This window comes from Paenibacillus apis (genome assembly GCF_018333295.1).
GTDB lineage: Bacteria > Bacillota > Bacilli > Paenibacillales > Paenibacillaceae > Fontibacillus > Fontibacillus antibioticophila.
The window spans coordinates 1-24,504 of record NZ_BORS01000025.1 but is presented as its reverse complement, the minus strand read 5'-3'; the positions used below and the strand labels follow the sequence as shown (position 1 = coordinate 24,504).

The 24,504-nt window shown below is 52.6% G+C and carries 20 protein-coding genes and 1 pseudogene; 13 read left to right on the top strand and 8 right to left on the bottom strand.

Annotated elements, in window-relative coordinates:
- Position 1: 1 nt before the first annotated feature.
- From KI362_RS23555 to KI362_RS23535, 5 genes are all read left to right on the top strand, one after another.
- Positions 2-1,666 carry a glycoside hydrolase family 172 protein gene (locus KI362_RS23555; protein ID WP_301630758.1) on the top strand — a complete coding sequence of 555 codons (1,665 nt, stop codon included), beginning with the start codon at positions 2-4 and terminating at the stop codon, positions 1,664-1,666.
- On the top strand, positions 1,663-3,093 hold the full coding sequence (locus KI362_RS23550) for a glycoside hydrolase family 32 protein (RefSeq protein ID WP_301630757.1): 1,431 nt from the start codon (positions 1,663-1,665) through the stop codon (positions 3,091-3,093). The genes KI362_RS23555 and KI362_RS23550 overlap by 4 nt, the downstream gene beginning before the upstream one ends.
- A gap of 174 nt (positions 3,094-3,267) precedes the next feature.
- Positions 3,268-3,834 carry a TetR/AcrR family transcriptional regulator gene (locus KI362_RS23545; protein WP_301630756.1) on the top strand — a complete coding sequence of 189 codons (567 nt, stop codon included), beginning with the start codon at positions 3,268-3,270 and terminating at the stop codon, positions 3,832-3,834.
- A gap of 179 nt (positions 3,835-4,013) precedes the next feature.
- Positions 4,014-4,340, top strand: a complete 327-nt coding sequence (locus KI362_RS23540; RefSeq protein ID WP_301630755.1) for an Asp23/Gls24 family envelope stress response protein — start codon at positions 4,014-4,016, stop codon at positions 4,338-4,340.
- Complete coding sequence (locus KI362_RS23535) at positions 4,337-4,957, top strand: GNAT family N-acetyltransferase (protein WP_301630754.1); 621 nt, start codon at positions 4,337-4,339, stop codon at positions 4,955-4,957. The genes KI362_RS23540 and KI362_RS23535 overlap by 4 nt, the downstream gene beginning before the upstream one ends.
- Before the next feature lie 118 nt (positions 4,958-5,075).
- On the opposite strand, the gene KI362_RS23530 is transcribed toward KI362_RS23535, so the two are convergent.
- The 6 genes from KI362_RS23530 to KI362_RS23505 form a co-directional block, all read right to left on the bottom strand.
- Positions 5,076-6,074: a LacI family DNA-binding transcriptional regulator gene (locus tag KI362_RS23530; RefSeq protein ID WP_301630753.1), complete on the bottom strand. Its 999-nt coding sequence runs from the start codon at positions 6,072-6,074 to the stop codon at positions 5,076-5,078.
- A 44-nt stretch (positions 6,075-6,118) separates the two neighbouring features.
- Positions 6,119-7,207, bottom strand: coding sequence for a glycoside hydrolase family 172 protein (locus KI362_RS23525; protein ID WP_301630752.1), 1,089 nt, complete (start codon positions 7,205-7,207; stop codon positions 6,119-6,121).
- 21 nt (positions 7,208-7,228) lie between these two features.
- Positions 7,229-8,062 carry a carbohydrate ABC transporter permease gene (locus KI362_RS23520; RefSeq protein WP_044482410.1) on the bottom strand — a complete coding sequence of 278 codons (834 nt, stop codon included), beginning with the start codon at positions 8,060-8,062 and terminating at the stop codon, positions 7,229-7,231.
- A 1-nt stretch (position 8,063) separates the two neighbouring features.
- Positions 8,064-8,939, bottom strand: coding sequence for a carbohydrate ABC transporter permease (locus KI362_RS23515; RefSeq protein ID WP_301630751.1), 876 nt, complete (start codon positions 8,937-8,939; stop codon positions 8,064-8,066).
- Positions 8,940-9,046: 107 nt separating this feature from the next.
- Entirely contained in the window at positions 9,047-10,396 is a 1,350-nt protein-coding gene (locus KI362_RS23510) for an ABC transporter substrate-binding protein (RefSeq protein WP_301630750.1), read from the bottom strand.
- 66 nt (positions 10,397-10,462) lie between these two features.
- Positions 10,463-11,926 (bottom strand): glycoside hydrolase family 32 protein, encoded by a 1,464-nt coding sequence (locus tag KI362_RS23505; protein WP_301630749.1) that lies wholly within the window; start codon positions 11,924-11,926, stop codon positions 10,463-10,465.
- Between the two features lie 258 nt (positions 11,927-12,184).
- Between KI362_RS23505 and KI362_RS23500 the strand changes: the two genes are divergently transcribed.
- From KI362_RS23500 to KI362_RS23470, 7 genes are all read left to right on the top strand, one after another.
- The gene (locus KI362_RS23500) at positions 12,185-13,057 is read left to right on the top strand and encodes an ROK family protein (RefSeq protein ID WP_301630748.1); all 873 of its coding nucleotides are present in this window, start codon (positions 12,185-12,187) and stop codon (positions 13,055-13,057) included.
- 68 nt (positions 13,058-13,125) lie between these two features.
- A complete protein-coding gene (locus KI362_RS23495; protein ID WP_301630747.1) occupies positions 13,126-14,733 on the top strand; it encodes a response regulator transcription factor in 1,608 nt (535 codons plus the stop codon).
- A gap of 9 nt (positions 14,734-14,742) precedes the next feature.
- Positions 14,743-16,524 (top strand): sensor histidine kinase, encoded by a 1,782-nt coding sequence (locus KI362_RS23490; RefSeq protein ID WP_301630746.1) that lies wholly within the window; start codon positions 14,743-14,745, stop codon positions 16,522-16,524.
- Between the two features lie 189 nt (positions 16,525-16,713).
- Positions 16,714-18,120, top strand: a complete 1,407-nt coding sequence (locus KI362_RS23485; RefSeq protein ID WP_301630745.1) for an ABC transporter substrate-binding protein — start codon at positions 16,714-16,716, stop codon at positions 18,118-18,120.
- A 174-nt stretch (positions 18,121-18,294) separates the two neighbouring features.
- Positions 18,295-19,143 (top strand): carbohydrate ABC transporter permease, encoded by an 849-nt coding sequence (locus tag KI362_RS23480; RefSeq protein ID WP_044482479.1) that lies wholly within the window; start codon positions 18,295-18,297, stop codon positions 19,141-19,143.
- Entirely contained in the window at positions 19,140-19,973 is an 834-nt protein-coding gene (locus tag KI362_RS23475) for a carbohydrate ABC transporter permease (protein ID WP_301630744.1), read from the top strand. Before KI362_RS23480 ends, KI362_RS23475 begins: the two co-directional genes overlap by 4 nt.
- A gap of 30 nt (positions 19,974-20,003) precedes the next feature.
- Positions 20,004-21,161 carry a glycoside hydrolase family 172 protein gene (locus tag KI362_RS23470; protein ID WP_301630743.1) on the top strand — a complete coding sequence of 386 codons (1,158 nt, stop codon included), beginning with the start codon at positions 20,004-20,006 and terminating at the stop codon, positions 21,159-21,161.
- A gap of 160 nt (positions 21,162-21,321) precedes the next feature.
- Here KI362_RS23470 and KI362_RS23465 read toward each other — a convergent pair whose 3' ends face one another.
- Both KI362_RS23465 and KI362_RS23460 read right to left on the bottom strand, forming a co-directional pair.
- Entirely contained in the window at positions 21,322-23,622 is a 2,301-nt protein-coding gene (locus KI362_RS23465) for a hypothetical protein (RefSeq protein ID WP_301630742.1), read from the bottom strand.
- A 127-nt stretch (positions 23,623-23,749) separates the two neighbouring features.
- Positions 23,750-23,875 (bottom strand): helix-turn-helix domain-containing protein, encoded by a 126-nt coding sequence (locus KI362_RS23460; protein ID WP_233500850.1) that lies wholly within the window; start codon positions 23,873-23,875, stop codon positions 23,750-23,752.
- A gap of 140 nt (positions 23,876-24,015) precedes the next feature.
- Here KI362_RS23460 and KI362_RS23455 point away from each other — a divergent pair.
- Positions 24,016-24,159 (top strand): annotated as a pseudogene (locus tag KI362_RS23455) (TetR-like C-terminal domain-containing protein); the annotation flags it as partial.
- Between the last annotated feature and the right edge of the window lie 345 nt (positions 24,160-24,504).

The window sequence follows — 24,504 nt, the reverse complement described above, 5'->3', positions numbered from 1 at the left end:
CATGAATTCAGCAGAACCACAATCTTATTCCTATCAAGACCTTGTTCGCCGATTATATGATCTCGAAGCCCTGGCGATACCGCCGCAGGCCGGGGAGAAATCGGGGTGTTTCTCAAGCTATGACCGAAGCTCTGCCTATAATGCCGAGACGGGTCTGTACGAGAACTGGGGAGCCAATGATGACGGGGGAGGTTACCTTCGCAAAGAGGGAGACAGCATTGTCGCCATGGAGCTTGACGGACCCGGCGTGATCTGGCGAGTGTGGTCCGCGCTTCCCGAAGAGGGGCATATTCGGATTTTTGTGGATCATGCCGATACCCCCGTGATGGATCAGCCTTTCCGGGATTATTTCGAGAAATTCAATCAAGAAGGACCGCCGGCCAATTTTCCGAATCTGTCGCCTACGTTATCCCGCGGCAGAAACTGCTTTATTCCGATCCCTTTTCAACAACATTGCAAGGTGCTGCTGGATGAAGGCTGGGGTGCTTACTACCACATCACGTATACCGTCTTTCCTGTCGGGGTCAGGCTGCCTTCCTTTGACGGCAGCTTCGACAAGGAGTCGGCCATTGCGTTGGCCGAAGCTGACCGGATTTTACAGCAAAGGGGAGCCCGTTCTTTTGTGAAAGAGGAGGGGCTATCCGACGAAACCATTACGGTAACCGTACCGGCAGGCGGTAAAGCCGTGCTATTTGATAAACAAGAGGCCGGCGCGATCTCCATGATCCGGATCAGAACGGACCTTGGACGAAAGAGCGAGGAACAGCAGCGGATGTTGGCCAGACAATTAACCCTATCGATGAAATGGGACAATGAGACAACCCCTTCGGTATGGGCCCCATTGGGCGATTTTTTTGGCAGCGCACCCGGGATCAAGCCGTACCGTTCTCTGCCCCTGGGGATGAATGAGCATGAAATGTACAGTTATTGGTACATGCCGTTCTCGGAAGGTGCGAGGATTGAAATTGAAAACGAGGGAACGGAAGCATGCGAGCTTCAGGCGGATATCCGGTATTCACCGCTGCCAAAATCTCACGCGGAAAACCTTCTGCGTTTTCATGCCAAATGGCACCGGGATCAATATTTGGATCTGGATGCGGAGCGATTCCAGGAAGAAGGGGATCGCTGGCCGGATTGGCCTTTGCTGCTGACGAAAGGCCGGGGAAGATTCTGCGGTGTCCACCTGCATGTAAACAATACCTGGGAGAGACCGGCTGAGGAGGCCGAAACCTGGTGGTACGGGAAATGGGACCGAAAAACAATCGACTGGTGGTGGGGAGAAGGAGACGAAAAGTTTTTTGTGGATGGCGAGTCCTTTCCGTCCACATTCGGAACGGGCAGCGAGGACTATATCGGTTATGCCTGGGCGGCCGAACCGCCGTTCCCGATGTTCGACAGCGCTTACGCCTGTCAGCCGTTTATCGAAACGGATGCGAACGGACATACCTCGGTCAGCCGGTTCCACATTGGTGACAATATCCCTTTCATGAACTCTTTTGAAGGATATATCGAGAAATATAAAGGGAATCATTGGGGGGTCAACAACCGCTGTTTGTATGCCGCTACCGTTTACTGGTACCAGGAGCGGGGGACAAGCGATGCGTATAGGCCTGTTTCGTTGAATGACCGCATGGACCACTTGAAACTTGGGGAGGAAGGAAGATGAGAGAATTTTTCTATCGGCCGGACAACGCTTGGGTCGGAGACGTAATTCCCTATTATGAGGACGGGGAATTCAAGCTGTTCTACTTGCACGGCTGGCGGGAGAATTACCAGGAAGGTCTTGACCATGGCTGGTATCTGGTCGGAACGAAGGATTTTGTGAATTATCGGGCGGACGGAGCCTGTAAAATCCAGGGCGGCACCGGCCATGTTCTGAAGGTGGGTGGGACCTATCATATGTTCTACTGCATCTTTCCTCCGGGCAAACAGCTGGTCTGCCATGCGGTCAGCAGCGACTTGAAGACTTGGGAGCCGATTCCGGAGCATACCTTTGCCGCAGATGACCACATCTATGAATTGTCGGATTGGCGCGATCCGTTTGTGTTCTGGAATGAGGAGGAAGGGCAGTACTGGATGCTGCTTGCGGCGATGGCGAAAGGCCCTACGAATCGAAAAGGGTGTACTGCGCTGTTATCATCCAAGGACCTGAATACCTGGGAGTACCGCGAACCCCTCTATGCGCCGAATTTGCACGTAGGGGCTCATGAATGTCCTGACTTATTCCGGATCGGAGATTGGTGGTACTTGATCTATTCATCTTATACGGGACGGTTTGCAACCTTCTACCGGATGAGCCGTTCCCTGGAGGGACCGTGGCTGGCCCCCGGGGAGGATACCTTCGACGGCCGGGCTTTCTATGCGGCGAAATCGGTGTCCGACGGGAAGAAACGTTATTTGTTCGGATGGAATCCCACGAAAGACGACGATTTGTTCGGGTGGAATCCTCCGAAATCTCGGGGGCAGGACTACCACACCTGGGATTGGGGCGGGAACCTGATCGTCCATGAAATCGTTCAGCGCCCGGACGGCACGCTTGGCGTGAAAGTGCCGGATACGGTGGATGCGGCATTTTCGCAGCCGCTGCCCGTACAATATCAAGGGATCACAGGAGAGTGGACCATTGCGGATCAGTCGCTTTCGTGCGACTCGCCATATGGCTTTGCCGGCTGCGCGAGCCGGGAAGAGCTGCCAGAGCAATGCAAGATTTCAGCTCGCATCTCCTTCTCCAGGGAGACTCAAGGGGTTGGATTGATGCTCCGAACCGAAGACACGTTGGATGAGGCCTATTACGTTACCCTGGAGCCGCAGCGGAATCGCCTTACGTTCCGCGGGAAGATCATGCAATCGGAAGAAGGCGGAAAGACGTTCCCGTATGAGGTTGAGCTGGAGCGTCCGATCGAGCTGGTTCCAGGTCGTCATTACGAGATCAAAGTGTTTATCGACGGAACGATCTGCGAAATTTACGTGGATGAGAGCATAGCGATGAGTGCGAGAATGTATGACATCCCTCGGGGTAAGCTTGGCTTGTTTGTCAGTCAGGGACATGCCGAATTTAGCGAAGTGCGGATTGATGCCAGATTGGTGGGGTAAAAACAGCCCGGGTCGGTAAATAGCGATCCGGGCTGTTTTGCGTCAAGAAGCTTGGCTAATGGGAGCATAGTATGTATTTTCTGATGGTTAGTACATCCAGTCGATATGGTATACTATCAAGTGATCAATCTCCAAATCAGATCCATACATTGCTCATTAAGAGGTGTAACAGGTATGAAAAAAGAACTGACGTCAATCAAGCAGACGCGGCTGAACACTATTTTGGATGAAGCGACCAAGCTCCTAATCAAGAAGCCGAATGCTTCCATGCACGAAATTGCCGAATCCGCCGGAATCGGTATCGCAACGCTGCACCGGTATGTTGAGAGCCGGGAGCAATTGATGATTTTCTTGGGGCTTCGTGCGATCGAGGTCGTCAGCGAGACGATGAAAGAGATTCGGCTGGATGAAGAGAACTGTGAAACCTTCATTCCGGAGCTGATTGAAGCCTTGATACCACTCGGAGACAAAATTTATTTTCTGGCCCATGACGCTACTGTCAATTATAATCGGGAGATTGAGGAAGAGGATCAGAAATTACGGGAGCCTGTGCTGCGTGCGGTCGGTTTGCTGCAGCAGAAGGGGTATTTTCGCCAGAATGTAGACAAAAACTGGATTGTCAATGTCCTGTATTCACTTCTGTTCCTGACTTGGCAGCAGGTCGTAGACGGGGATATCGCCAAAAATTCCGCAGCTGCCTTGGTTGTGGATACGTTTTATCACGGATTTAAGAGGCATTAAATGACAATTTTTCTGCGTATTGCTGGCGGGTCTCCGTTGGGAGAAAGTTGACTGACGCTCTGTAATGATATAATTTAGTATCAAAAGATTTGTTTTACTATCACATAATCGTGAAAAACTATCTGTTTGTTTTAATTAAATCTTGAAAAGTGGGGATGTGCATGTTCATTCAAAATGCAATGGGAAAAGTCAATATTTCAAAACAAATAATCGCCAAGATCATTGGCATAGCTGTAAATGCGACTAACGGTATCATATGCACGTCAACCGGAGTTGTCGGGAAAATCACGAATTGGTTAGGCGGGAACCGTATACAAAATGGAATCGAGTTAAAGGAAACCGACAGGGGATTGGATATTCACTTATGCGTAACTGTTCAACACCGGTTGAAAATGCCGGAAGTCTGCAAGGTACTGCAATCTAATGTTCGGGAGGCCGTTGAGAAATTTACCGGATTAAGCATCGGCTCCATCAATGTAACTATTGTGGGGGTATCCGTCAAATGATCTCGGTAGAAAATGCAACCACCATCCTAAAGGCCGATGCGCGGTCGGTGATCGGCGCCAGGCTTAATCAAATGGCTTTGGAATATATGGCGTACACATTAGCCGGGTCCGAGAAGAAGAGCGTCGTTTCCGGTACTTTCCGCAAGCTGTGGAAGGGGAGTGAGAATCGCTTCAGTCATCAATATGCCTTTGAGGCAAGGGTCAACGGACAGACATTAGGAATAATCACATGTTATCCGGTCCGGGTGTTGAGACGCCTGGCATGGCCCACCTTTGAACAGTTGCTTGCTTATCGAAAATGGGGACTTATTGGTTATAGTCTTCGGCACGTTACATCGCTATATTCAATGATCACCCTGAAAGAAGGTGAAGATGACGAATTCCACATTGGTACAATCGCTTCTTTACCGAAAAGCAGAGGTTTGGGTATAGGTTCGCGGCTGCTTGCGTTTGCGGAGAAACAGGCCATTTTACAAGGATTTATCAAATGTTCCCTGACTGTAAAGAAGGAAAACGAACTTGCGTTTAAATTATATAACCGTATCGGCTACCAAATTGCGGGGGAAATCAACAAGCCTGCTTTTTCGTTGTACCGGATGGTTAAAGTGCTTGTGTGACAGCATGGAGGGGGCTAAACACACCTTAGCTATACACCAGATGACAAAGCAACGAGCAAGGGTTCTTATACCCCCTGCTCGATCTTGTTGTATAGTCTTCCTTAAGCACATTCGCAAATCAGCTAGTTCGCCGCACCATCAGTTCCGTAGGGAACACTTCTTCGACGGGATCGAGGCGCTGGCCGTCGGTTTCAATCGACTCTATCATCAGCTTGGAAGCGGCTGCGGCCAATTCGTTGATCGGGTGGCGAATGGTCGATAAGCTCAGCAGTTCGGAAACGGTCGGCATATCGTCGATGCCTAACACGGCGAGTTGTTCCGGGACGGCCAGCTCCAAATCCTTGCAGGCCTTTAAAGCCCCGATGGCGGAAATATCGTTCAAACAAAACAACGCCTGAGGCAGTTGGCTGCTTTGAGCCAGGTTGACCACGGTATCGTATCCGAATTTCTCCGTCATATCGCCCGTCAACACGGTCGTCAGCCTGCCATGCTGCTGCAGGGCCTCGCTCGCTCCGTTCAGCCGGTCGTCGAATCCGGGAACCTGCCCGTGCGGATACGTCAAAATGATCAAATTATCATAGCCGCGGGACAACAAGTGGTTCACCCCGGTTTGGCCGCTTTGGAAGTCGTTGACGCGCAGCACGTGCGCTCCATAGGACAAATTGTGGCGTCCTACCGTAATGACTGGCACGCGCAGATCCATCAATTTAGGCATGAATTTTTCCGTTTCCAATGTGGCCTTGACGATAATTCCATCGACCATCTGGACGTTCATAAAGATTTCTTCAAAGTCCAGCAGGATGATTTTATACCCCAAGGCCTTTAGCTGCTGCTTGATGACTTTGGCGAAGTGGAGAAAGTATAAGTCTTCAAAATAACCGTCCCCGTCATAGATACTATCGGACAAAACAAGCCCGATCGTATGCATTCTGCCGGTAATCAGGCTTTTGGCCACAGGGTTGACTTGATACCCCAGCTTTTTGATCGAGAGACGGATTTTCTCCCTTGTCCCCGCACCCATTTTCTGAAAGTTGCCGTTTAGAAAATGGGAGACCGTCGCGGGCGATACGCCCGCGTCTTTGGCGACTTGAACCAAGGTAACCCTTTTATTCGTCATGTTTCAAACCTCTGTTTCTTTATGTTTTACGAAGTTTCTCTGAGTTAACGCGGGCGTCTGTCCAGCACGCCGGGCAGCTCGGGAAACGCTTGATGCGGCTCGGTCTGATACCAATAGGATACGGAGCTCACGTCATCGCTTCTTTCGAACAAAGCTTTCCCGTCATGTCCGATCTGTTGAACCGTGACTCGCAAATCCTCCTCAAACAAAATGGGGTCAAGTATATGCCAACGATAGAAGCCGCGCATCGGACAAGCCGCTCCATCGTAAATATGCGCTCTTGTCGTATCTGTTACCGCAAAATACGGAAAACCCATAAATGGGGTGGAGTACGTCTGCTCATGAACCGGGTTGCCGTTGTCGGGTTTTACAAATCCCCAGGCGCCGCCGAAGTAATCCTCTGCTCCCGTTCCGCAAATCGTCGGCCAATCCCGGTCGCCGTCGAGGTAAAATTTCACTTCCCCTTCGCCGTACCAGTACCGGGACAGGGAGGTCCAGGCAATATAGGTGCCGATATATTTCCCTCTTCCTTTAATTCCATCTATAATCGTATAATCCTGCTTAAGCTTGGTCGGATTTTCCCGGCGGAATTGAGCGTGGAAATATTCTGTATCCTCCGGAAGCTCATCGACCAGCATGTAATCGAATTGATAAAAGAAGGCTTCAATTTCCTGAGGATGTTCATTCGTAATGGTTACTTTGGCCGCTTTTCCGAAAGGCATCGCAAAGTAACTGTTCATGCCGCCGACCGGATTGACCACAATCGGCATGGAGTTGACGACCGCTCTGGCGCCAAAGCCGTTGCAGAAGAAATCGCCTAATGGAACTTCCACGGACGGAGCTTCCTCGCCATCCCAATACATCCGCAGCACCAGGTCGCGCAATACGAACCAGCCGGATTCGGTCTGATCGGTTACGGTCATCCAGATATGCTGGATGATGCCGGGACCCTCGATATCGACGAGCGTCGCGGTCTCGCCCTCAGCGAGCGAGATGAAGGCCTTGCCTTTCCGGGCCACTCCTAACGGGCCGGCCGCTTGTCCGCCTTCGCCCTTCAAGCCGTGCGGATTTTCCGCGGTAATCGCTCGGCTTCTTCCTTTCATTCTGCCAAAAAGCTGATTCATCGATTGCATGGGTATCTCTCTCCTTGTCTCTTATCCTTTGACTGCACCGTCGGACACACCGGCCATCACGTACTTGTTCAGGAACAGATAAGTGATGATAATCGGAACAATGCTGATACAGATGGCCGCAAACGTCTGGCCCCAATCCGTCGCGCCGAACGCCCCGATAAAATCCTGGAGCCCGACGGCGATCGTTTTGTATTGCTTGTCATTCGTAAAGGTGTTGGAAAAAATAAAATCGTTCCAGATGAAGATGAAATTGATTGAGGCGACCGTGACCGTCGTGTTGATGGTCAGCGGCGAAATGATTTTATAAAACACCTGATAGATATTACATCCGTCGATAGTGGCGGCCTCAATCAATTCATTCGGTACGTAGCTGTAAAAGCTGGTGAAGATCAAAATCGACAACGGCAGGGCAAAGCCGACTTGCGGCAGAATCAATGCCAGGTAGGAGTTCAGCATCCCGTAGTCTTTGTACATGATAAACAGCGGGATTAAAGTCACCTGAATCGGGATCATGATGCCGATCGTAAAGAACAAAAGCAGCTTTGAATTCAGTTTGAAATTCATTTTGACGAGCGCAAAACCCGCTGTTGCGCTGAGGAAGACAATCAGTGCCAGACAGCTGAAGGTCACGATAGCGGTATTTTTGATATACAGCAGCAGGCTGCTTTCACTGAACACGTCGGCGTAGTTGGCGAAAGACCATACGGTGGGTAGCGAAAACGGCTTGGTCGTCAACTCGATGCTCGACTTGAAGCTGGACAACAGCAGCCAGATCACCGGATAAATTTGCACGATCAAAATCGCGATAACGATAAAATACAGCAGGAAGGATAAGGCCGTTTTTTTGGATCGCATATTATGCGCCTCCTTTCCTGGAATTAAAGATACTCCGGATGATCAGGACGGCAAGCAGGCTTTCGAGAACGATAAAGACAGCGATCGCGCTCCCGTAACCGTATTGGATCGTGGAGAATGCTTTTTTGTACATATAGGTCGTGACCAGCTCGGTCGACGAACCCGGCACGCCGATGATATAAGGGATATCGAAGCCGCGCAGCGCGCCGGTGGTGCACATGATCAGCGCCAGACTCAGCACGTGCTTGATGCTCGGCAGCTTGATATAACGGATTAACTGCCACCCGTTAACGCCGTCGATGGTGGCGGCCTCCTCGATTTCTTTCGGGATGGCGATCAGCGCCGCGTAAAAGATCACCATGTACATCCCGGTAAAACGCCAGCCTTCGGGAATAGAGACGGCGATCAATGCGGTGTGCGGGTCGGATAACCAGGCGTTTTGCAGATGACCAAGCCCGATCCACTCCAGAAACATGTTGAGCAGGCCTAGCGGCTGCAAGGAATAGAAGTTACGGAACATCTGGGCGATGGCGACGGTGACCACGACAGCCGGCAAGTAATATAACGTTCTGAAAACGCCGGCCCCTTTTTTGACGTATGAGATCAACAGCGCGAAAAACAAACCGATGAACACTTGCATCAACACGACGATGACAACGTAGATCAGATTGTTTTGCACGGAGTTCCAGAAGTAAGGGTCTTGAAACATTTTGATATAATTGCCCAGCCCGATGTATTTGGCGTCCTTAATGCCGTTCCAATCTTGAAAGCCGTAGTTCAGCGACTGGATGATAGGAACAAACACAGTCCCCAAATAAAAGAGCAGGGCGGGAGTGACAAAGACCAACCATGCCTTCTTATCTTTGAGTACATTCATGTGGAATCTCTCCATTGATTCAGATTGACAAACTTAGGTGGAAAAGTCCCCGCCCGGACCATGGGCGGACCGGGCAGGGGGACAATTTGTATCAGCGCGTAACTGATTTAGTTGCCCGCGTTTTGGGCGATAGTGTCGTCGACTTGTTTGGCGAACTCTTCCGGAGTCATGCCCCCCATGGCCAATTTCATGATCAAATCGCTCATGACGGAGTTCGTATTGGCATCCAGCAACGTATCCCAAGGCTTGGCAAATTCCGAACCGTAGTTGTCCATATCCTGTTTGATCCGCAGGAACAGCTCGGAGAATTGGGACTCGTCTTCAATCGTGAATTTCAGCGGGGACATCTGCTGTTTAGCCACGTAGACGTCGCTGTAATTGTTCAGGACGAAGCTGAGGAAGTCCTTGGCGGTTCCTTCAAATTTGTCGGCGGTCGCCGCCAGGCCGATCCCGCTGTTGCCGAAAAATTCGTTATCCGGCGTTTTGGCGCCTGTCATCGTCGGCAGGTAGAAGTAGTCGACGTTCCCCTTCATGTTATCCGGCAGATTTTCGTCCACGAAGGACGGAATTTCCCAGGTGCCCATGCGGTACATGGCAGCTTCGCCGTTAAGGAACATGTTGAGTGCAGTCGTGTAATCCGTCGTGGCGAATCCTTGCTGGAAGTACTGGCCGATATCGGAGACGAAGTTCGCCGCTTGCATGCCGGTTTCGTCGGCCATTTTAGCCTCGCCCTGGCTCAGATTGCGGGCAAATTCGTTCCCGGTGGCGCGGAACGGAATCATCGCCGCATAGCGCAACACGGGCCAGACATCCACGCCGTCAACGGCGATCGGAGTGATGCCCTTCTCTTTAAGTGACTTGCTGACGGCAAGCATATCGTCAATCGTTTTCGGAACAGATAGATTATTGTCCGCGAAGATTTGCTTATTATACCAAGTCATCTCCAAATGATATTCCAAAGGGAGAAGATACAGGCTGCCATCGGGCAGCTCCTGGTATTTCAGCGCAGGTTCATAGAACTGATCATACAGGCCCTGCTCGTCCAGGAATTGCTTCATATCAACCAGCATGCCGGCTTCCGCCAGTTCCTGGGCGTAGGGATCGGCGTCCGTATCGATAAATTCCGGAACCTCGCCGGAAGCGACGAGCGTTCTCAGCTTGGTCAAATACGAAGGTCTGTCGGCTGTCACCTGGATATCCAGCTTGAAGCCGGGATGTTCCTCGGCATAACGGTCCGCCAGCTCCCGAACGGTTTGCACGATCGCCCCGTTCTCTGGCCGGGCTGTCAGCCAGGTAATCGTTTTACCCGTGCTGACTGCGGATGAATTCCCCTGATCCTTGGCGTCGTTTCCGGTGTTCTTGTTTGCTGAGCCTCCGCAGCCTGCGAGAGCGGTTGCAAGCAAAGCGGAAATAACGATAAGAGAGAAGAGCTTAAACTTTCGGTTGTTTTTTGCCATTTCATAACCCCCATTATGGATTTATCTTTAAAAATCTCATGGAGAGACTTTTAAATTCGCAATAGATTAACGTATTTCCGCCGTCTTGATCTTGATGTTTTGAACTTTAACGGTACCTTCATTGGCATAAAAACCAAGGTAGCCGGTTTGGAAGTTATAGATCCGCGTGGTCATCGCGACCATATCGTTAACGTAAAGGCATAAAATATCGTCCTCTAAAATCAGCTTGACGTGGATTTGTTCATGCTCCGCAAAGCGGAACGGACGCTCCAATTCGATCATTTGCGGTCTGTCGCCGGCGATTTGCCATTGGAAGAAGCCGGGCTCGGTTCTGGGCCACATATCGAAAGCAATCCGGTTGTGGAACGGATCGAATTTGATGAAATAGCCGGTGTCGAGCGCCTTGTCAGTGCGCAGCGCGATGCCGAAATCCTTGACCTCACTCCAGTCCGTAAACGCGGCTTCGATCAGAACCTGGGCAGGAAGATCATTCAAGACCCGGTAAGCCAGTCCATCGGGAGAAGCCAGTTCGAAGCGGCGGCCGTCCTGGCGGCAGTTGCTTTCCGCTTGAGGAAGGAGGTCGGTCTCGGTATTAAAATGCTCATAGATGGCTTGGGGCATCCTGACAAGCAGATCTCCGCCATCATTTTGGTAAATTTCATGCACGACCAGGGTTCCGGCCCATTCCCAATCGCCGTAGTCACTTGACCCTTGCTTGGAAGGGACCCAGCCGAACGCGTACCTTTGCCGCCCGTCCGAAGCCGTTTTCGCCGCGTAAAATCCTCTGCCGTCAAAGGTGTCCGGAATCGGGGAAGTGTACTGACCCTTGCTGCTCTTGCTCTTCTTATAATGCGTGACGAACTTCTCGCTGAACGTCGAGTAGACCAGGTAATGCCAGTCTCCCATTTGAAAATAATCCGGACATTCCATCGTGATATACTTGTCCGGATCGTAGAACGGTTCGCGATAACTCCAGTTCACGAGATCATCCGAAGCGAGGAGGGCGATGCAACCGCCTCTCTTCTCGGAGGAGTTCATTAACCTGGAGGTCACGAGCATCCAGTACTCTTGCCGTTCGTCGTTGAAAAACACGAACGGATCGCGCCAATCGAACTGCTCGTAGATCACCCCGTCGCCATACAGCTTGAAATCGGCATCCTTCGTCCAATGAATTCCGTCGGTGCCGGCGGCCTTCAATACAACCTGCAAGGGCTTGCCGTCTACGCTGAACTCGGCGTTGGGATTGTGCCCGGTATAAAAAAGGTGGTACAAGCCGTCTTGGTCCTTGATCACGGAACCGGTATAAGCGTTGCGGTCCGGCTCGGTTTCGCCGCCGTTTGGCAGCGCGACCCCGTAATTTTCAAAATCCAGGCCGTTTTTGGTGGTGATCAGGTTCCACGTCGTATGATTTCCGTAATCGCCTCCTGCTCTTTGATCATGGAGATAGTAGAGCTTATACTCTCCACGGTCATAGAACGGAATGACGTCTCCAACCCATCCGTCTTTCGGTTTGTAAAATACTTTTTTCATCTTGTCATCTCCATTTAGTAAAACGTTTTACAAACACATAATAGCATAATTTATTTTATTGTCAACGGTTACATTTCAAGTATCAATGAGTTACATTGTTAGAATTCATTATATGCAAAAGTTATTATGGTAAAACGTTTTTCAACATAGTAAAATAATGTGGAAGCACTTTCAGTTAAAGCGTATGCTTCCGAAGCGAGTTTTGTCGAAGATCATTCAGGAAGTAACGCTCAGAAAACTTTGAGGAGGAATTAATTTATGCGAATCGGTGCGATTGAAGCAGGAGGCACGAAATTTATATGCGGGGTCGGAAATGAACAGGGGGAAATTCTCGAACGGATCAGCTTTCCGACGGAAGCGCCGGAGACCACGTTGGAGCAAGCGGTTACGTTTTTTCGGGACAAGGGCGTTGAGGCGATCGGTATCGGGTCCTTTGGCCCGATCGATCTGGATCGTTCCAGTCCCGCCTACGGGCGGGTGACCACGACGCCGAAGCCGGGATGGGCAGGGTTTGACTTCGTCGGGTATATGAAGCGCTTCTTTCCGGTGCCGGTCGGTTTCGATACCGACGTGAACGCGGCGGTTTTCGGCGAGGCGAAGTGGGGCGCGGCCCAGGGACTGGATAGCTGCGTTTACTATACGATCGGGACGGGTGTCGGCGTTGGGGTGTATGCGGAAGGTAAATTGGTGCACGGTCTGGTCCATCCGGAAGGGGGGCATGTCTTGACTCGTCGGCACCCGGAGGACCCTTTCAAAGGGGTTTGTCCTTTTCATGGGGACTGCCTGGAGGGGATGGCCAGCGGACCCGCAATCGAAAAGCGCTGGGGAGTAAAAGGGAGCGAATTGCCGGATGATCATCAAGCATGGGAGATGGAAGCTTTCTATCTGGCTCAAGCCCTTTCGGGAGTCATCCTGCTGCTGTCGCCGAAAAAAGTGATTCTCGGCGGCGGGGTCATGCATCAGAAGCAGTTGTTCCCGTTAGTCCGCAAGCTAGTGGCCCGGAACTTAAACGGCTATGTGGTGGCTCCGGACATTCTTGACGAAATGGACAATTACATCGTACCCCCGGGCCTGGGCGATAACGCCGGATTATGCGGTGCCCTTGCGCTCGGAATCGAGGCTGCTAAATAACGTTTCTAACACCGTTGTTTTTTCTTCATGCCGAGTTTCTATCTTGACTGCGAAAGGGGAGGGATATGATGTATCACGTGCTGGTAGCGGACGATGAGCCGCGCCACCGCCGCGGCATCGCGGAGATGATCAAGACCTATCGGCCGGATTATCGGTTGTTTATGGCCAGGGACGGAGGGGAAGCCTTGCGCATTGCCCTGGATAACCGGATTGATATTCTTTTTACGGATATTCGCATGCCCCATATGGACGGCCTTGCGTTGATAGAGCACTTACGAGCGCGCGGCGAATCGATGAAAATCGTCATCCTCAGCGTGTACGGGCACTTCGATTACGCCAGGCAGGCGCTTAAGCTCGGCGCGTTCGATTACTTGCTCAAACCGCTGGAATCCAAAGATATCGCGGAAATGCTGGACAAGCTAGACGCTGCGATCGAAAAAGAACAGCTAAGCGTTCAAGACCGGGTGCAGCTCAAGGAGAAGCTCAGTTCGGCCATCCCCGTCTATGAGCAGCATCTGTTTAGCCTTTGGCTGCGTTCGGCCGCGAATGAAGACCAGCTTCGGGAAATCGAACGGCGGGTGCCGCAGGGACAGGCCGGGTTCGTCCTCGTTGCCAAGTTTTCCAGACCCGAGATCGATGAGAAGTATCGGGGCGAGGAATTCGCGGAAGTGAAGACCAGCCTCAAGGGTTGGATGAGCCAAGTGACCGAACCGATCGGTCCGGCTCTATCCTTTTACCTTGACGGTGACGAGCCTATGCTTGTCTCCGTCATTGCACCCGCGCATTCCCTGGAATGGCTGATGAAGAGAGAGGCCGAGCAGTTAACCCGATTCATCGAACAGATTCGCCAGGAATTCGGGCTTACTCTATCCATCGGCGTGGGTGACGGCGTCGCTGATCTATATCGCGAAGCGCCCCGTTCCTTCAAGCAAGCTTTGCATGCGCTGGACTACGCGTTTTACTGCGGCGGCGGGAAACTGATCGTCAATTACGAAATCGCTTACAATCCGTCCAAGCCGTCGCTGGAGTTGATTCCCGCCGATACCGGAATCGCGGCCGCCGTGGCGAACCGGGACCGGGAGATGGCGCTGGAGGCCTTGAACTTGTTGATCCGGCAGCTGTTGGATGGCGACTACCCTTCTCCCGCTCACTTGAAGCACAGTATTCTGTACGTGCTGGTGAACCTGGTCAAAGCCAGCGAAGCGTCCATACGGAGCGAGGAAGCCGGCAATTTCATTTCCGAGATGGAATTTCAGATTCCCGCTTGCCGGGCGCTTGAGGAAGTCAAGGAGAAAGCCGGCTATTATTTGCATCGGATCATCGATAGCATCGAGAGCCGGAAAAACAACAAAAATGAGCGGATCATTGCGATGTGCAAAGCATATCTCGCGGAGCATTACATGGAAGACCTGTCGCTGGAGCATGTCGCCAAACGGTTCTTTTTCAGCGCCGCCTACTTCAGCAGCTTTTTCAGGGCGCATACTTCGATGACGTTTACCGAATATTTGCTGCGGCTCCGAATGGATAAAGCCAAGGAAATGCTGAAGGACGGGACCCGAAAAATTTCCGAGGTTGCCCTAAGCGTGGGCTTCAGGGACGCGGGGTATTTCACCCGGATCTTCAAGCGGGAAACCGGCCTGTCACCGGAGGAATTCCGTAAGAAGGACCTGTTGTAGGTGACGCCCATGAGACTGAAAAATAAGCTGGTTTTATCCTACATCGTTTTGATAACGCTTCCCCTCGCGACCTTAGGGACAGGTGCTTTCTATGCCAGCAAAAATATCATGCTTAGGCTGGCCCGGGACAACGTGACGGAAATCGTGCACAAAAACAATCAAATTATCGACGAGCGGTTGAAAATCATTCAGGACGACAGCCTTTCCCTGATGGTCGAATGCGACCTGTTCCAAATTTTTAGCGGCCCCGCGCCTGCCCAAAGCGAACTGCTCACGACAAATAAGCGGGTTACGGAGATCTTGAACCGTTATTTCTCGCAATCCCGGGATTTGTATTCGGTGGAGCTTGTAACCCGCGCCTTCGTATACGGAAGCAAAGCGCGCAATACGTATCCGCCGGACCATTTTTACGAGTCCGGGCTATATCGGCAAGCCGCCGAACAGAAGGGGCGTTTGGCCTGGGTGCCGACGTATAATTACAGCTTGATGCATCAATTGCCGGATTTGGCCGGCGCCGATATCGAATACCGGTATTTATTTTCCGCCGTGCGGCAAATGAATCCTTCCTGCGTGCGGGGCGACACCATCGTGCGGGCCGGGGAAGGGACGGAGAAGCCGATTCTGGTGATGAATTTCCGGGATCATGTCTATGCCGATATTTTCCGGAACAGCGTTCAAATCGAGGGTGCGGTTTTTTTGGTGACCGGCACGGACGGCACGATTATTTCCCATGTGAACGCGGAACTCGTCGGAGATCAACCAAGCTTGCCTTGGCTGGGCGAAGTGCAAAATCGCGGCAGCGGATCTTCTTACGTGACGGTGGACGGAAAACGGATGCTCGCATGCTACGCGACATCCGCCATCACGGGCTGGACGTCGGTTGTACTCATTCCCCCCGGCGCGTTAACCCAAGATATCGCGCAGACGATCACCTTCTTTATCCTGACTCTTGGCGCATCGCTGCTGCTGCTTTCGCTGCTGTTCGCCTACCTGATTTCCATGCGGATTACCTCGCCGGTCCGCAAGCTGCTGCTCGCCATCAAACGGGTCGGCGGCGGGGACTTCAACGCTAAGATCAAGGTGGAGGGAAAGGACGAGCTGGGGCATGTGCTGATGAAGTTCAACAGCATGAACGAGAAAGTGAAGCAGTTGATCGACGAGAACTATGTGGCCAAACTCCGGGAGCGCGAAACGGAAATTCTGGCGCTGAACATCCAGCTTAACCCCCATTTTTTGTACAACACGCTGAATATCATCAATTGGATGGCCGTTTACGGCGAGAAGGAGCAGGTCAGCCGAATGTTGGTCAGCTTGTCCCGCATGCTGCATTATACGACGGACAACCGCAAGGATTCGATGCCGCTGTCCGAGGATATCGGGTGGCTGAAGGATTATATCGTCATCATGTCCAACCGGTTCGAGCATCGCTTTCGGGTTGATTTCAACATCGAGCCGGAACTGATGGAAGCCAGCGTACCGAAGCTGTTCCTGCAACCGCTGGTGGAGAATGCGATCATTCATGGCTTCCGGGATATGGAAAGCGGCGGCCTTATTACGATCTACGGACGCAGGCTGGGTGACGATATCGAGTTCTGCGTGGAGGACAACGGAGGCGGGATCGAGCCGGAACGCTTGAAGGAGGCGCTGGCCGAGAACTCCTCCCACATCGGGATCCATAACGTCGACAAACGGATCAAGCTGCTTTACGGCGAACGATACGGCATCGACATTGAGTCCGTTCCGGAGCTCGGCACGCGGGTCAAGCTGGTGATCCCATATGGAAAGCCTTAAAGAGGATGTCCAAAAAGTCGTCTTCCCATGACGAAGCAGTTTCAGGGAGCGGAATCGACGTCGAATCTTGAATTGAGCGAAAAATCGTACAGGAAACGAAAAAACGTCCCATAGGCTTTCACGGGCGGCGCTTTTACAATGAGAGCAAGCGGCTGCAGCGCTTACACTGAAAATCGGGGGGAGCATTCCATGACAAACAGAACGGGAAAACGGAAGGTAACGTTTATTCTCCTAATGATCCTGGCGTTATTTGTAACCGCTTGCGGAACGGGAGGCGGAAGCTCGCAATCGAACGCTGACCAGAACGGAGGAGATAACGCGGGGGCGAATCGCGAAGAAAAGGTAACGTTAAAATTTACTTTCTGGGGCAGCCCGGAGGAAAAGAAAGCGGTCGAATCGGCCATCCAAGCCTTTGAGCAGAAGAACCCGAACATCACCATCAACCCCATGCACATTCCGGGCACGGATTTTCTGCAGAAGCTCAATGCCATGATCGCCGGCAACGAGGCGCCGGACATCAGCTATTCGGCCGCCTGGAAATTGAAAATGGGCGAGGAAGGACTGATCCACAACTTCTTCGATTTAATGAAAGAGGACCCGAGCATCAAGAAAGAGGATTACCTGGAGTATGCCTGGTGGAACTGGGACAAGGACCAAAGCGCCGGACCGTATCAGGCGTCCGTCGTCCCTTCCCTGATGTACAACGCGGATATGTTCAAGGAAGCGGGAGTGGAGCTGCCGCCTACCAAGGCGGAAGAGGCGTGGACCTGGGAGGAGTTCGTGGACGCAGCCAAACAGCTGACACTCGACCGGAACGGCAAGCATCCGGACGATCCGGGCTTCGATCCGAAGAACATCAAGCAATACGGCGTTAAATTTAGCCTCGGCTGGTCGTCTTATATGCCGATGGTTCTCTCCAATGGCGGGGATTACTTGACGGAGAACGGCCAGGAATTCGGGTTGTCCAAACCGGAAGCGACCGAAGCGCTGCAAAGAATAGCCGATTTGATTAACGTGCACCACGTCGCACCATCGCCGGTTCAGGCCAGCAGCATTCCCGCTCCGGCGACCGCCTTGCAGTCCAAAAAAGTGGCGATGATCATCGACGGCAGCTGGAATCACCTCGATTTGAGCAAAACCAACATCAACTGGGGCGTAGGCGTGCTGCCGGTAATCAAGGACTACAAAACGTTCTTCCTTGGCGGTTCCCTGATTATTTTCAAAAGCTCGAAGCACCCGAAGGAAGCTTGGGAATTCTCCAAATTCCTCACCGATCCGCAAAACGTGCTCGATTTGCACCAAGGTTTGTGGATGCCGCAGCTCAATAAATGGTACGAGGATCCGGAATTGATCGATGAGTGGGCGAATGAGGAGTTGCCCGGAAGACCGGCCGGCTTCCAGGATGCCGTGATGCGCTCCACCTATGAACATGCCGAGCCGTCACCGGAAAACAACGTCAAAAACTTCGTCGAAATTGATGCTGCGGTCGCCGCGGCTCTGGATCAGGTGTGGCTCGGCGAGAAAACGGCCGAGCAGGCCATGAAAGAAGTGGAGACGATAGTGAAGCCGCTGGTGCAGGGCACTTATTTGAAATAACGAAGCGCTGTGCGGAGCAGTCGCCGCCGCATACCCATTGCCAGCGGCGGCCTTCGCCAGGGCGTTTCGACGGAGGGGGACTTGCTTGTGGACACCATCTCTGCCCGGAGCGGGAATCGGTTGCGGAACAAGCGCCATACCAATCGAAGAGACTTTTACGGCTGGCTGTTTGCCATGCCTGCGATTCTGGGCTTGCTGATCTTTACGCTCGGCCCGATGATATACAGCCTGTACATGAGCTTTACCGATTACACCGGATCGAATTCGCCGACCTTTACCGGTCTCGACAATTACAGACGGATGTTCAGTGGCGAGGATCCGTATTTTTACAAGTCGCTGGCCGTTACGTTTTACTTCGTTATCCTTAGCGTGCCGACCGGCATCATTTACTCCTTTCTGCTGGCGATTCTCCTGAATCAGAACGTCAAAGGAAAGTCGATCTTCCGTACGATTTTTTATCTGCCTTCGATCGTGCCGATCATCGCCATTTCGTTCATTTGGCTGTGGCTGCTCAATCCCGATCTCGGCCTGGCCAACGAGCTGCTGCGCTCGCTGGGCCTGCCGGGCAGCCAATGGATTTTCGGCGAGAAATCGGTCGTTCCTTCTCTGGCATTAATGAATTTGTGGACGACGGGCGGAACGATGATTATTTTCCTGGCGGGCTTACAGGATATTCCCCGGTCGCTGTACGAAGCGATTGAAATGGACGGCGGGTCGAGGCTGGCCAAGCTGCGGCATATTACGATTCCGATGATGACGCCGACGATCTTCTTCAACCTGATTATGGGCATCATCAACGGCTTTCAGGTGTTCTCGCAGGCTTATGTCATGACGAACGGCGGCCCCAATAACGCCAGCTTGTTTTATGTGTTCTATTTGTACAGAGAAGCCTTCCAGTTCTCGCGGATGGGGAGCGCCAGCGCGATTGCCTGGGTGCTGTTCGTGATTATTATGGTGTTGACGTATGTCGTGTTCAGGACATCGAATAAATGGGTTTATTATGAGGGGGATGGCGCGCGATGAGAGCCAAGGCTTGGTTTGAAAAAGGGCTGATCTATCTGGTGCTGGCGGCCGGGGGGATCTTCAGCCTGCTGCCGCTGGTATGGCTCATACGCAGTTCCTTGATGAATATGGGCCAAATTTTCGAGCTGCCGCCCGTGTGGATTCCCAACCCCGTTCAATTTTCCAATTACAGCGAGGCGCTGACCATCCTGCCTTTTGGCCGGTATTTCGTGAACACGGTGATCATCGTCGTCTTTTCGGTGCTGGGGGTTATTGTGACCAGCTCGATCAGCGCTTACAGCTTTGCTCGAATGAGATGGCGGGGCCGGGAACTTGTATTCGGCCTGCTGCTGTCCAGCATGATGCTGCCGTACGCGGTTACGCTGATCCCGACGTTTATCGGTTGGAGCAAAGTGGGATTAACCAATTCCTTCATCCCGTTGATCGCTCCGGCTTGGTTTGGCGGCGGCGCGTTCAACATCTTTCTGCTGCGCCAGTTCTATCTCAGCATCCCCCGGGATCTGGATGAAGCGGCATACGTGGACGGAGCCGGTCATTTGCGGATATTCCGTTCGATCATCCTGCCGCTCACCAAACCCGCGCTGATCGTCGTCGGTTTGTTTTCCTTTTTGGCCGCGTGGAACGATTTTCTCGGTCCGCTCGTTTATTTGAACGACGAAACCAAATATACGCTTGCCCTTGGATTGCAGCAGTTCAAAGGCATGTACTCGGCCGAATGGCATCTGATGATGGCGGCGGCCACCGTGGTGCTGCTTCCGGCGATTATCGTCTTTTTCATCGGGCAGCGTTATTTCATCGAAGGCATTACGTTAACGGGGATTAAAGCTTGATTTGGAATGCGAGGGAGGAGAATATGAAGTATGAACGAGTTATATTTGCGTAAAGAAGGAACATCCCGCCGGCAATCGAGCTGGGATCAAACGGGCGGCAACCGGGACTTTATCGTGATTGGGGCCGGGCAAACGGCGGCGATTGCGGAAATCGCCGGTTCGGGCGTGATTCAGCATATTTGGATGACCCTCGCGGCGAAGAATAAATACGCGTTCCGCAAAGTATTGATCCGCATGTTTTGGGATGACGAACGGGAACCAAGCGTGGACTCGCCGGTCGGCGACTTCTTCGGCGTCGGGCACGGCGTGGCCAGCCACTATGTGTCTGCGCCGCTTAATATGATCACAACCCAGGGCGTGATTGAAGACAAAGCGGCGATGAACTGCTTTTTTGAAATGCCGTTCCGCAAGGGAGCCCGGATCGAAGTCGTCAATGAGTGCGAGGACGAAATGGTCTTGTACTTTTACGTGGATTATGTGGAAAAAGCGGTGCCGGACGACAGCTTCTACTTTCACGCATCCTGGCGCCGGGAGAATCCGACCAAGGGATTGGTGGACCTGTCCGCACTGAAAGCGGAGCACGATCAGCAGGACAAGGCTAATTATTCCGACCAGAAAGTATATGAGCTGAAAAATCTGACCGGAGACGACAATTACGTCCTGCTTGATGCGGTTGGGGAAGGCCACTACGTGGGCTGCAACCTGAGCATCGACCATCTGAACCCGATGCCGGGCTTCAGCTGGCCGGGGGAAGGGGACGACATGTTCTTCATCGACGGAGAACCGTGGCCGCCTCGCTTGCACGGGACGGGGACAGAGGATTATTTCTGCGCCGCCTGGGGCTATCCCGCCGGAAAATATGATGCTCCGTACCATGGCTTGTCGCTGTATGCGCCGATCCGGGAAAACGGCGATGCGTGGAAAGAGAGCAACACGATTTCGTTTAATGACTATTCCGGCAAAATGACGCAATACCGCTTCCATATCGTCGACCCGATCATTTTCCGCAAGTCGCTGCGCTTCAGCATCGAGCACGGGCATGGGAACGCCCAATCGAACGACTACTCGTCGGTCGCCTACTGGTATCAGCGCGAGCCGCACAAGGCGTTCCCGCAGATGCTGCCCGTCTCCCAGCGCCTGCCGATACCGGAGAAGGACAGCGCAAGATGTTTCTACCGGACGTTCTAGCGGAACGGCGGGGGCTAATAACGTCTGCTTCAAGCGTTAGAAGTCCGCGCATGGAGTAAAAAACAGAGGCACGCTCGGGAAATTCCGGCTTGCCTCTGTTTTTTGATTGCCGCCGGACCTCCGCAAAGAAAGGGTTTAGCTTCCGCCCCCCTCCTCGCCTCTATTCGCTGGGAGAGTAGAAAGTAACGATAAAGGATTTACATTCTCCGGGCAGCAGGGTTTCTTGAAAAATAACGGTGGTACAGCCGTTGTAATAACCGTTGTCCACGCGCCCGCCGGGGGACTTGCCGTTGACGAACGTACGGGCGCTGGCCGCTTGTTCGCAAGGAAGCTCCACCAGTACGGTCACCGCTTTGGCTCCGAAATTGGCCGCAACCGCTTCGGCGACGTTCCCTTCTTGGCGGAAAGAAAGGTTGAACACGCCGCTGCCAAGCCGGACATCTTCCCAGGCGAAGGAACCGGCGGCGCGCAATGGGCGGAAGGACAGCCGGCGTGCGGGAGCATCATAGGCGATTCCTAGGATCCGCGCGGCAAACAGGCCGGCAAAAACCCCTGACGCCCAGCCACATTTGCCGCAATTGTGGTGCCGGACTACATCGCCGTACCGCGCGGCGTTAAGGTAAGGCCACCACCAAAGCGAGCCGTCGGCGTCGGTCAGCTTACGGATTTCCGTCAAATAGCCATCCGTCCCGGACATGGAAGCGAAATCCGTCAGCATGCCCATGCCGCTCATATAGCCGGGGAACGTGCAGGCGGCATGGTCCCCCCATTGAATGCCTCTGGATTCCGGATTATAGGTCGGATTCGCGGGGCTAAGCGAGAACTGCATATAGTGCCGGTAAGCCGGATCGTCATAAGCGGTGTATCCATACAACGGCATGAGAATCGTATCGGATTCCTCTCCGTCATGGTGGAGTAAATCGACCGCGCCGTCTTTCGTCAGCCGGCCGATGAACTGCATGCCGAAATCGTCGTATGTCCCCTTGTACTTGCTTGCATCGTCCTTGAGCGAATCGCCACCGGCGCTTGTTCCTTCCGTATATTGGAGGCCGAACGGGCCCTCCACAATATTGTGCCGCTGCAAATCCTCCTTAATGCTTGCGGCGATGGTCCGATAACGTTCGGCGGTCTCCGTATCCCCGAACACCTCGCGGACGATGCGGGCGTAATGGTGGATAGCGGCCCATGCCACGACGTTGGAGCCCGTGTGGTAATCGCCGAGCGAATACGCGTCGGACAACCAATCCGAGGGGAAAATCCATGGCCTGTCAGGCCTCCGCGTCCGCAGCGTTTCCTCAAGCAGCTTGCGGATGCTTAGATCGATATCCGGCCGCTCAAGAAAAAACCGCTTATCCCCTGTGCTTCGGTAGTACAATCCGGCCATCACGACGGAAGACAGGGAGTTGCTGAGCGAATGGGAAATCCCGCCCGGGTAGCGATTGCCGGCCGGCCGCACCCCGTGCTCCAGAAACCATAACATGCCTTGCTTGAACAGCTCCGGTTCGGCTGTGTGGAAGGGGAGAAGGGAATAGTACATGTCTTTATTCCAGGTGAACTCCGTCGTCGGATACGTCCCCCAGTTCGACCCGACGACAGCGCCTTGGCGATCCATGGCGATGGAACCTAGGGACTGCAGCATCGCCCGTTCATAGAATTCCGCCGCGAACGGATCATTTTTCATTTCAAGCCTCCCGAGCAGGCTGCGGTAATAAGCCCATGTTTCGTTAAGCCAATAGAGCGTGCCCTTTTCATTGACGAGCCGAGGCGTCTCATCCCCAGGCGGACAGATGACTACCGGTATCCAGGCGTCTTGCCCCGGAGCCAGGCGGAAGGAAACCGCTCCGCTTGCTGCATACCAATCTTCTCTTTCCACGGGATAAATGCAGACGTCGGGCCCGGAGAATAATCGATCCGCCTCGGTATCCGGGCGCGGAAGCCGCACCTTGCCATGGATCTCTTGCCCGGACCGGTTCTCGAGATGCAGACCGTATACCGTTCCCCGCAGGCGCACCGCACCATCGGCGGAGACCGGAGCATAGACGAGCAACGTTGCTTGAACGTCCCCAAACTGGAACTCGGTCATAGGGAATAAATTATCCAGCAGGGAGGTAGTGTAGGGATGATCGTCCTGACCCAGGTCAATCCTCTGCTCGCCAAGCTTCAACCCAAAAGCGTACGGCCCCGTTTTGCGGAAGTCTTTGCACATCCAGACGCCGGGAATGTTGTCGCTGGCATATTGGCCGTTATAAACGGTAACATATTTGACCGATCCATTCATGTTCACGTTGACGAGTGTTTTGTTATTGGAGATGTCGAAGGTCAGTTCAGGGTCGGGCAGCTTGCGCCCGAAGAAACTCGCCTCGTCGTTAGCAGCATACCGTCCGTTCTCGTAGACGACGCCAAAGAAACGGCTTTTAGGCAACGCCAATGCCTCGCGGATGGTTTTGAAGGATAACGTCATTCAGTCATTCTCCTTTGCTGGTTAATTAAGCGGCCTGCGGCGCTTTCCTTCATTATTCGGGAAGCGGAGCGCCGAAAGATATAGGAGAGTTTTTGGAAAATGGGATTTTGTATAGCGCTTTCATAAATCAGTTCCTGTAAAAAGAAGGGGGAATCCCGTCCACCGTTTTGAACGCCCGGCTGAACGCGTGGATGTTTGGGTAGCCCATTTTCTCGGCGATGGCGTCAATGGAATCGTCCGTAAACTGGATCAAGTGCTTTGCGCGTTGAATCCGGATGAATTGGTGATATTGCGTGTGAGTATTCTGTTCATCGATGAGTCCATGATTCGGGATTATCAAGCGCTCTCCCGCACGTGGTTTGTGAAAGGAGAACAGAAGATCGTTCCTACCTGCTTCTGCATGGCTTTGCTTCTCTAGAGCATTGAGGTGGGTTTGGCCTTCCTGTAGATCGGGAGAAGAGCTTCAAGGAAATGCTGGATACTTTTCTCGCAGGAATACATGTCCGATTTCTCAATGATAAAATCATGGGCTTATAAACTCATTAGAAGTGAGGGTGTCCCAAAAGAAAACTTTGGAACACCCACAGCAACAAAATAGGTGAATTGATCCCAGTGCCGATCTGGACAGTATAGCCTGGCTTTAGTTGACCGTTTGGCATGTGGTCTTCTTTCATTCGCATAAAGGCAGCGTCATGATCCGTTTTGCTGTAGCTGTTTCTCTTCCCTAAAATCACTGGTCGGATATTTTAGACTCCCTAACGGACATTCTAGAGACTGTCTATTAACTGTTTACAACTCACTAACTTCAGCAATTCATATTCCGTTTTTTAGTACTAGAATGATTGGTTTTCTCCCGAATTCGTCCATTATCTACGTATTCCG

Bases quoted from the DNA above. Each gene is read 5' to 3' on its own strand.
- KI362_RS23515 (WP_301630751.1), bottom strand. From the start codon at position 8,939: ATGAATGTACTCAAAGATAAGAAGGCATGGTTGGTCTTTGTCACTCCC.
- KI362_RS23480 (WP_044482479.1), top strand. From the start codon at position 18,295: ATGCCTGCGATTCTGGGCTTGCTGATCTTTACGCTCGGCCCGATGATA.
- KI362_RS23490 (WP_301630746.1), top strand. From the start codon at position 14,743: ATGAGACTGAAAAATAAGCTGGTTTTATCCTACATCGTTTTGATAACG.
- KI362_RS23530 (WP_301630753.1), bottom strand. From the start codon at position 6,074: ATGACGAATAAAAGGGTTACCTTGGTTCAAGTCGCCAAAGACGCGGGC.
- KI362_RS23495 (WP_301630747.1), top strand. From the start codon at position 13,126: ATGTATCACGTGCTGGTAGCGGACGATGAGCCGCGCCACCGCCGCGGC.
- KI362_RS23500 (WP_301630748.1), top strand. From the start codon at position 12,185: ATGCGAATCGGTGCGATTGAAGCAGGAGGCACGAAATTTATATGCGGG.
- KI362_RS23545 (WP_301630756.1), top strand. From the start codon at position 3,268: ATGAAAAAAGAACTGACGTCAATCAAGCAGACGCGGCTGAACACTATT.
- KI362_RS23535 (WP_301630754.1), top strand. From the start codon at position 4,337: ATGATCTCGGTAGAAAATGCAACCACCATCCTAAAGGCCGATGCGCGG.
- KI362_RS23485 (WP_301630745.1), top strand. From the start codon at position 16,714: ATGACAAACAGAACGGGAAAACGGAAGGTAACGTTTATTCTCCTAATG.
- KI362_RS23540 (WP_301630755.1), top strand. From the start codon at position 4,014: ATGGGAAAAGTCAATATTTCAAAACAAATAATCGCCAAGATCATTGGC.
- KI362_RS23525 (WP_301630752.1), bottom strand. From the start codon at position 7,207: ATGCAATCGATGAATCAGCTTTTTGGCAGAATGAAAGGAAGAAGCCGA.
- KI362_RS23475 (WP_301630744.1), top strand. From the start codon at position 19,140: ATGAGAGCCAAGGCTTGGTTTGAAAAAGGGCTGATCTATCTGGTGCTG.
- KI362_RS23555 (WP_301630758.1), top strand. From the start codon at position 2: ATGAATTCAGCAGAACCACAATCTTATTCCTATCAAGACCTTGTTCGC.
- KI362_RS23520 (WP_044482410.1), bottom strand. From the start codon at position 8,062: ATGCGATCCAAAAAAACGGCCTTATCCTTCCTGCTGTATTTTATCGTT.
- KI362_RS23505 (WP_301630749.1), bottom strand. From the start codon at position 11,926: ATGAAAAAAGTATTTTACAAACCGAAAGACGGATGGGTTGGAGACGTC.
- KI362_RS23510 (WP_301630750.1), bottom strand. From the start codon at position 10,396: ATGGCAAAAAACAACCGAAAGTTTAAGCTCTTCTCTCTTATCGTTATT.
- KI362_RS23465 (WP_301630742.1), bottom strand. From the start codon at position 23,622: ATGACGTTATCCTTCAAAACCATCCGCGAGGCATTGGCGTTGCCTAAA.
- KI362_RS23550 (WP_301630757.1), top strand. From the start codon at position 1,663: ATGAGAGAATTTTTCTATCGGCCGGACAACGCTTGGGTCGGAGACGTA.
- KI362_RS23470 (WP_301630743.1), top strand. From the start codon at position 20,004: ATGAACGAGTTATATTTGCGTAAAGAAGGAACATCCCGCCGGCAATCG.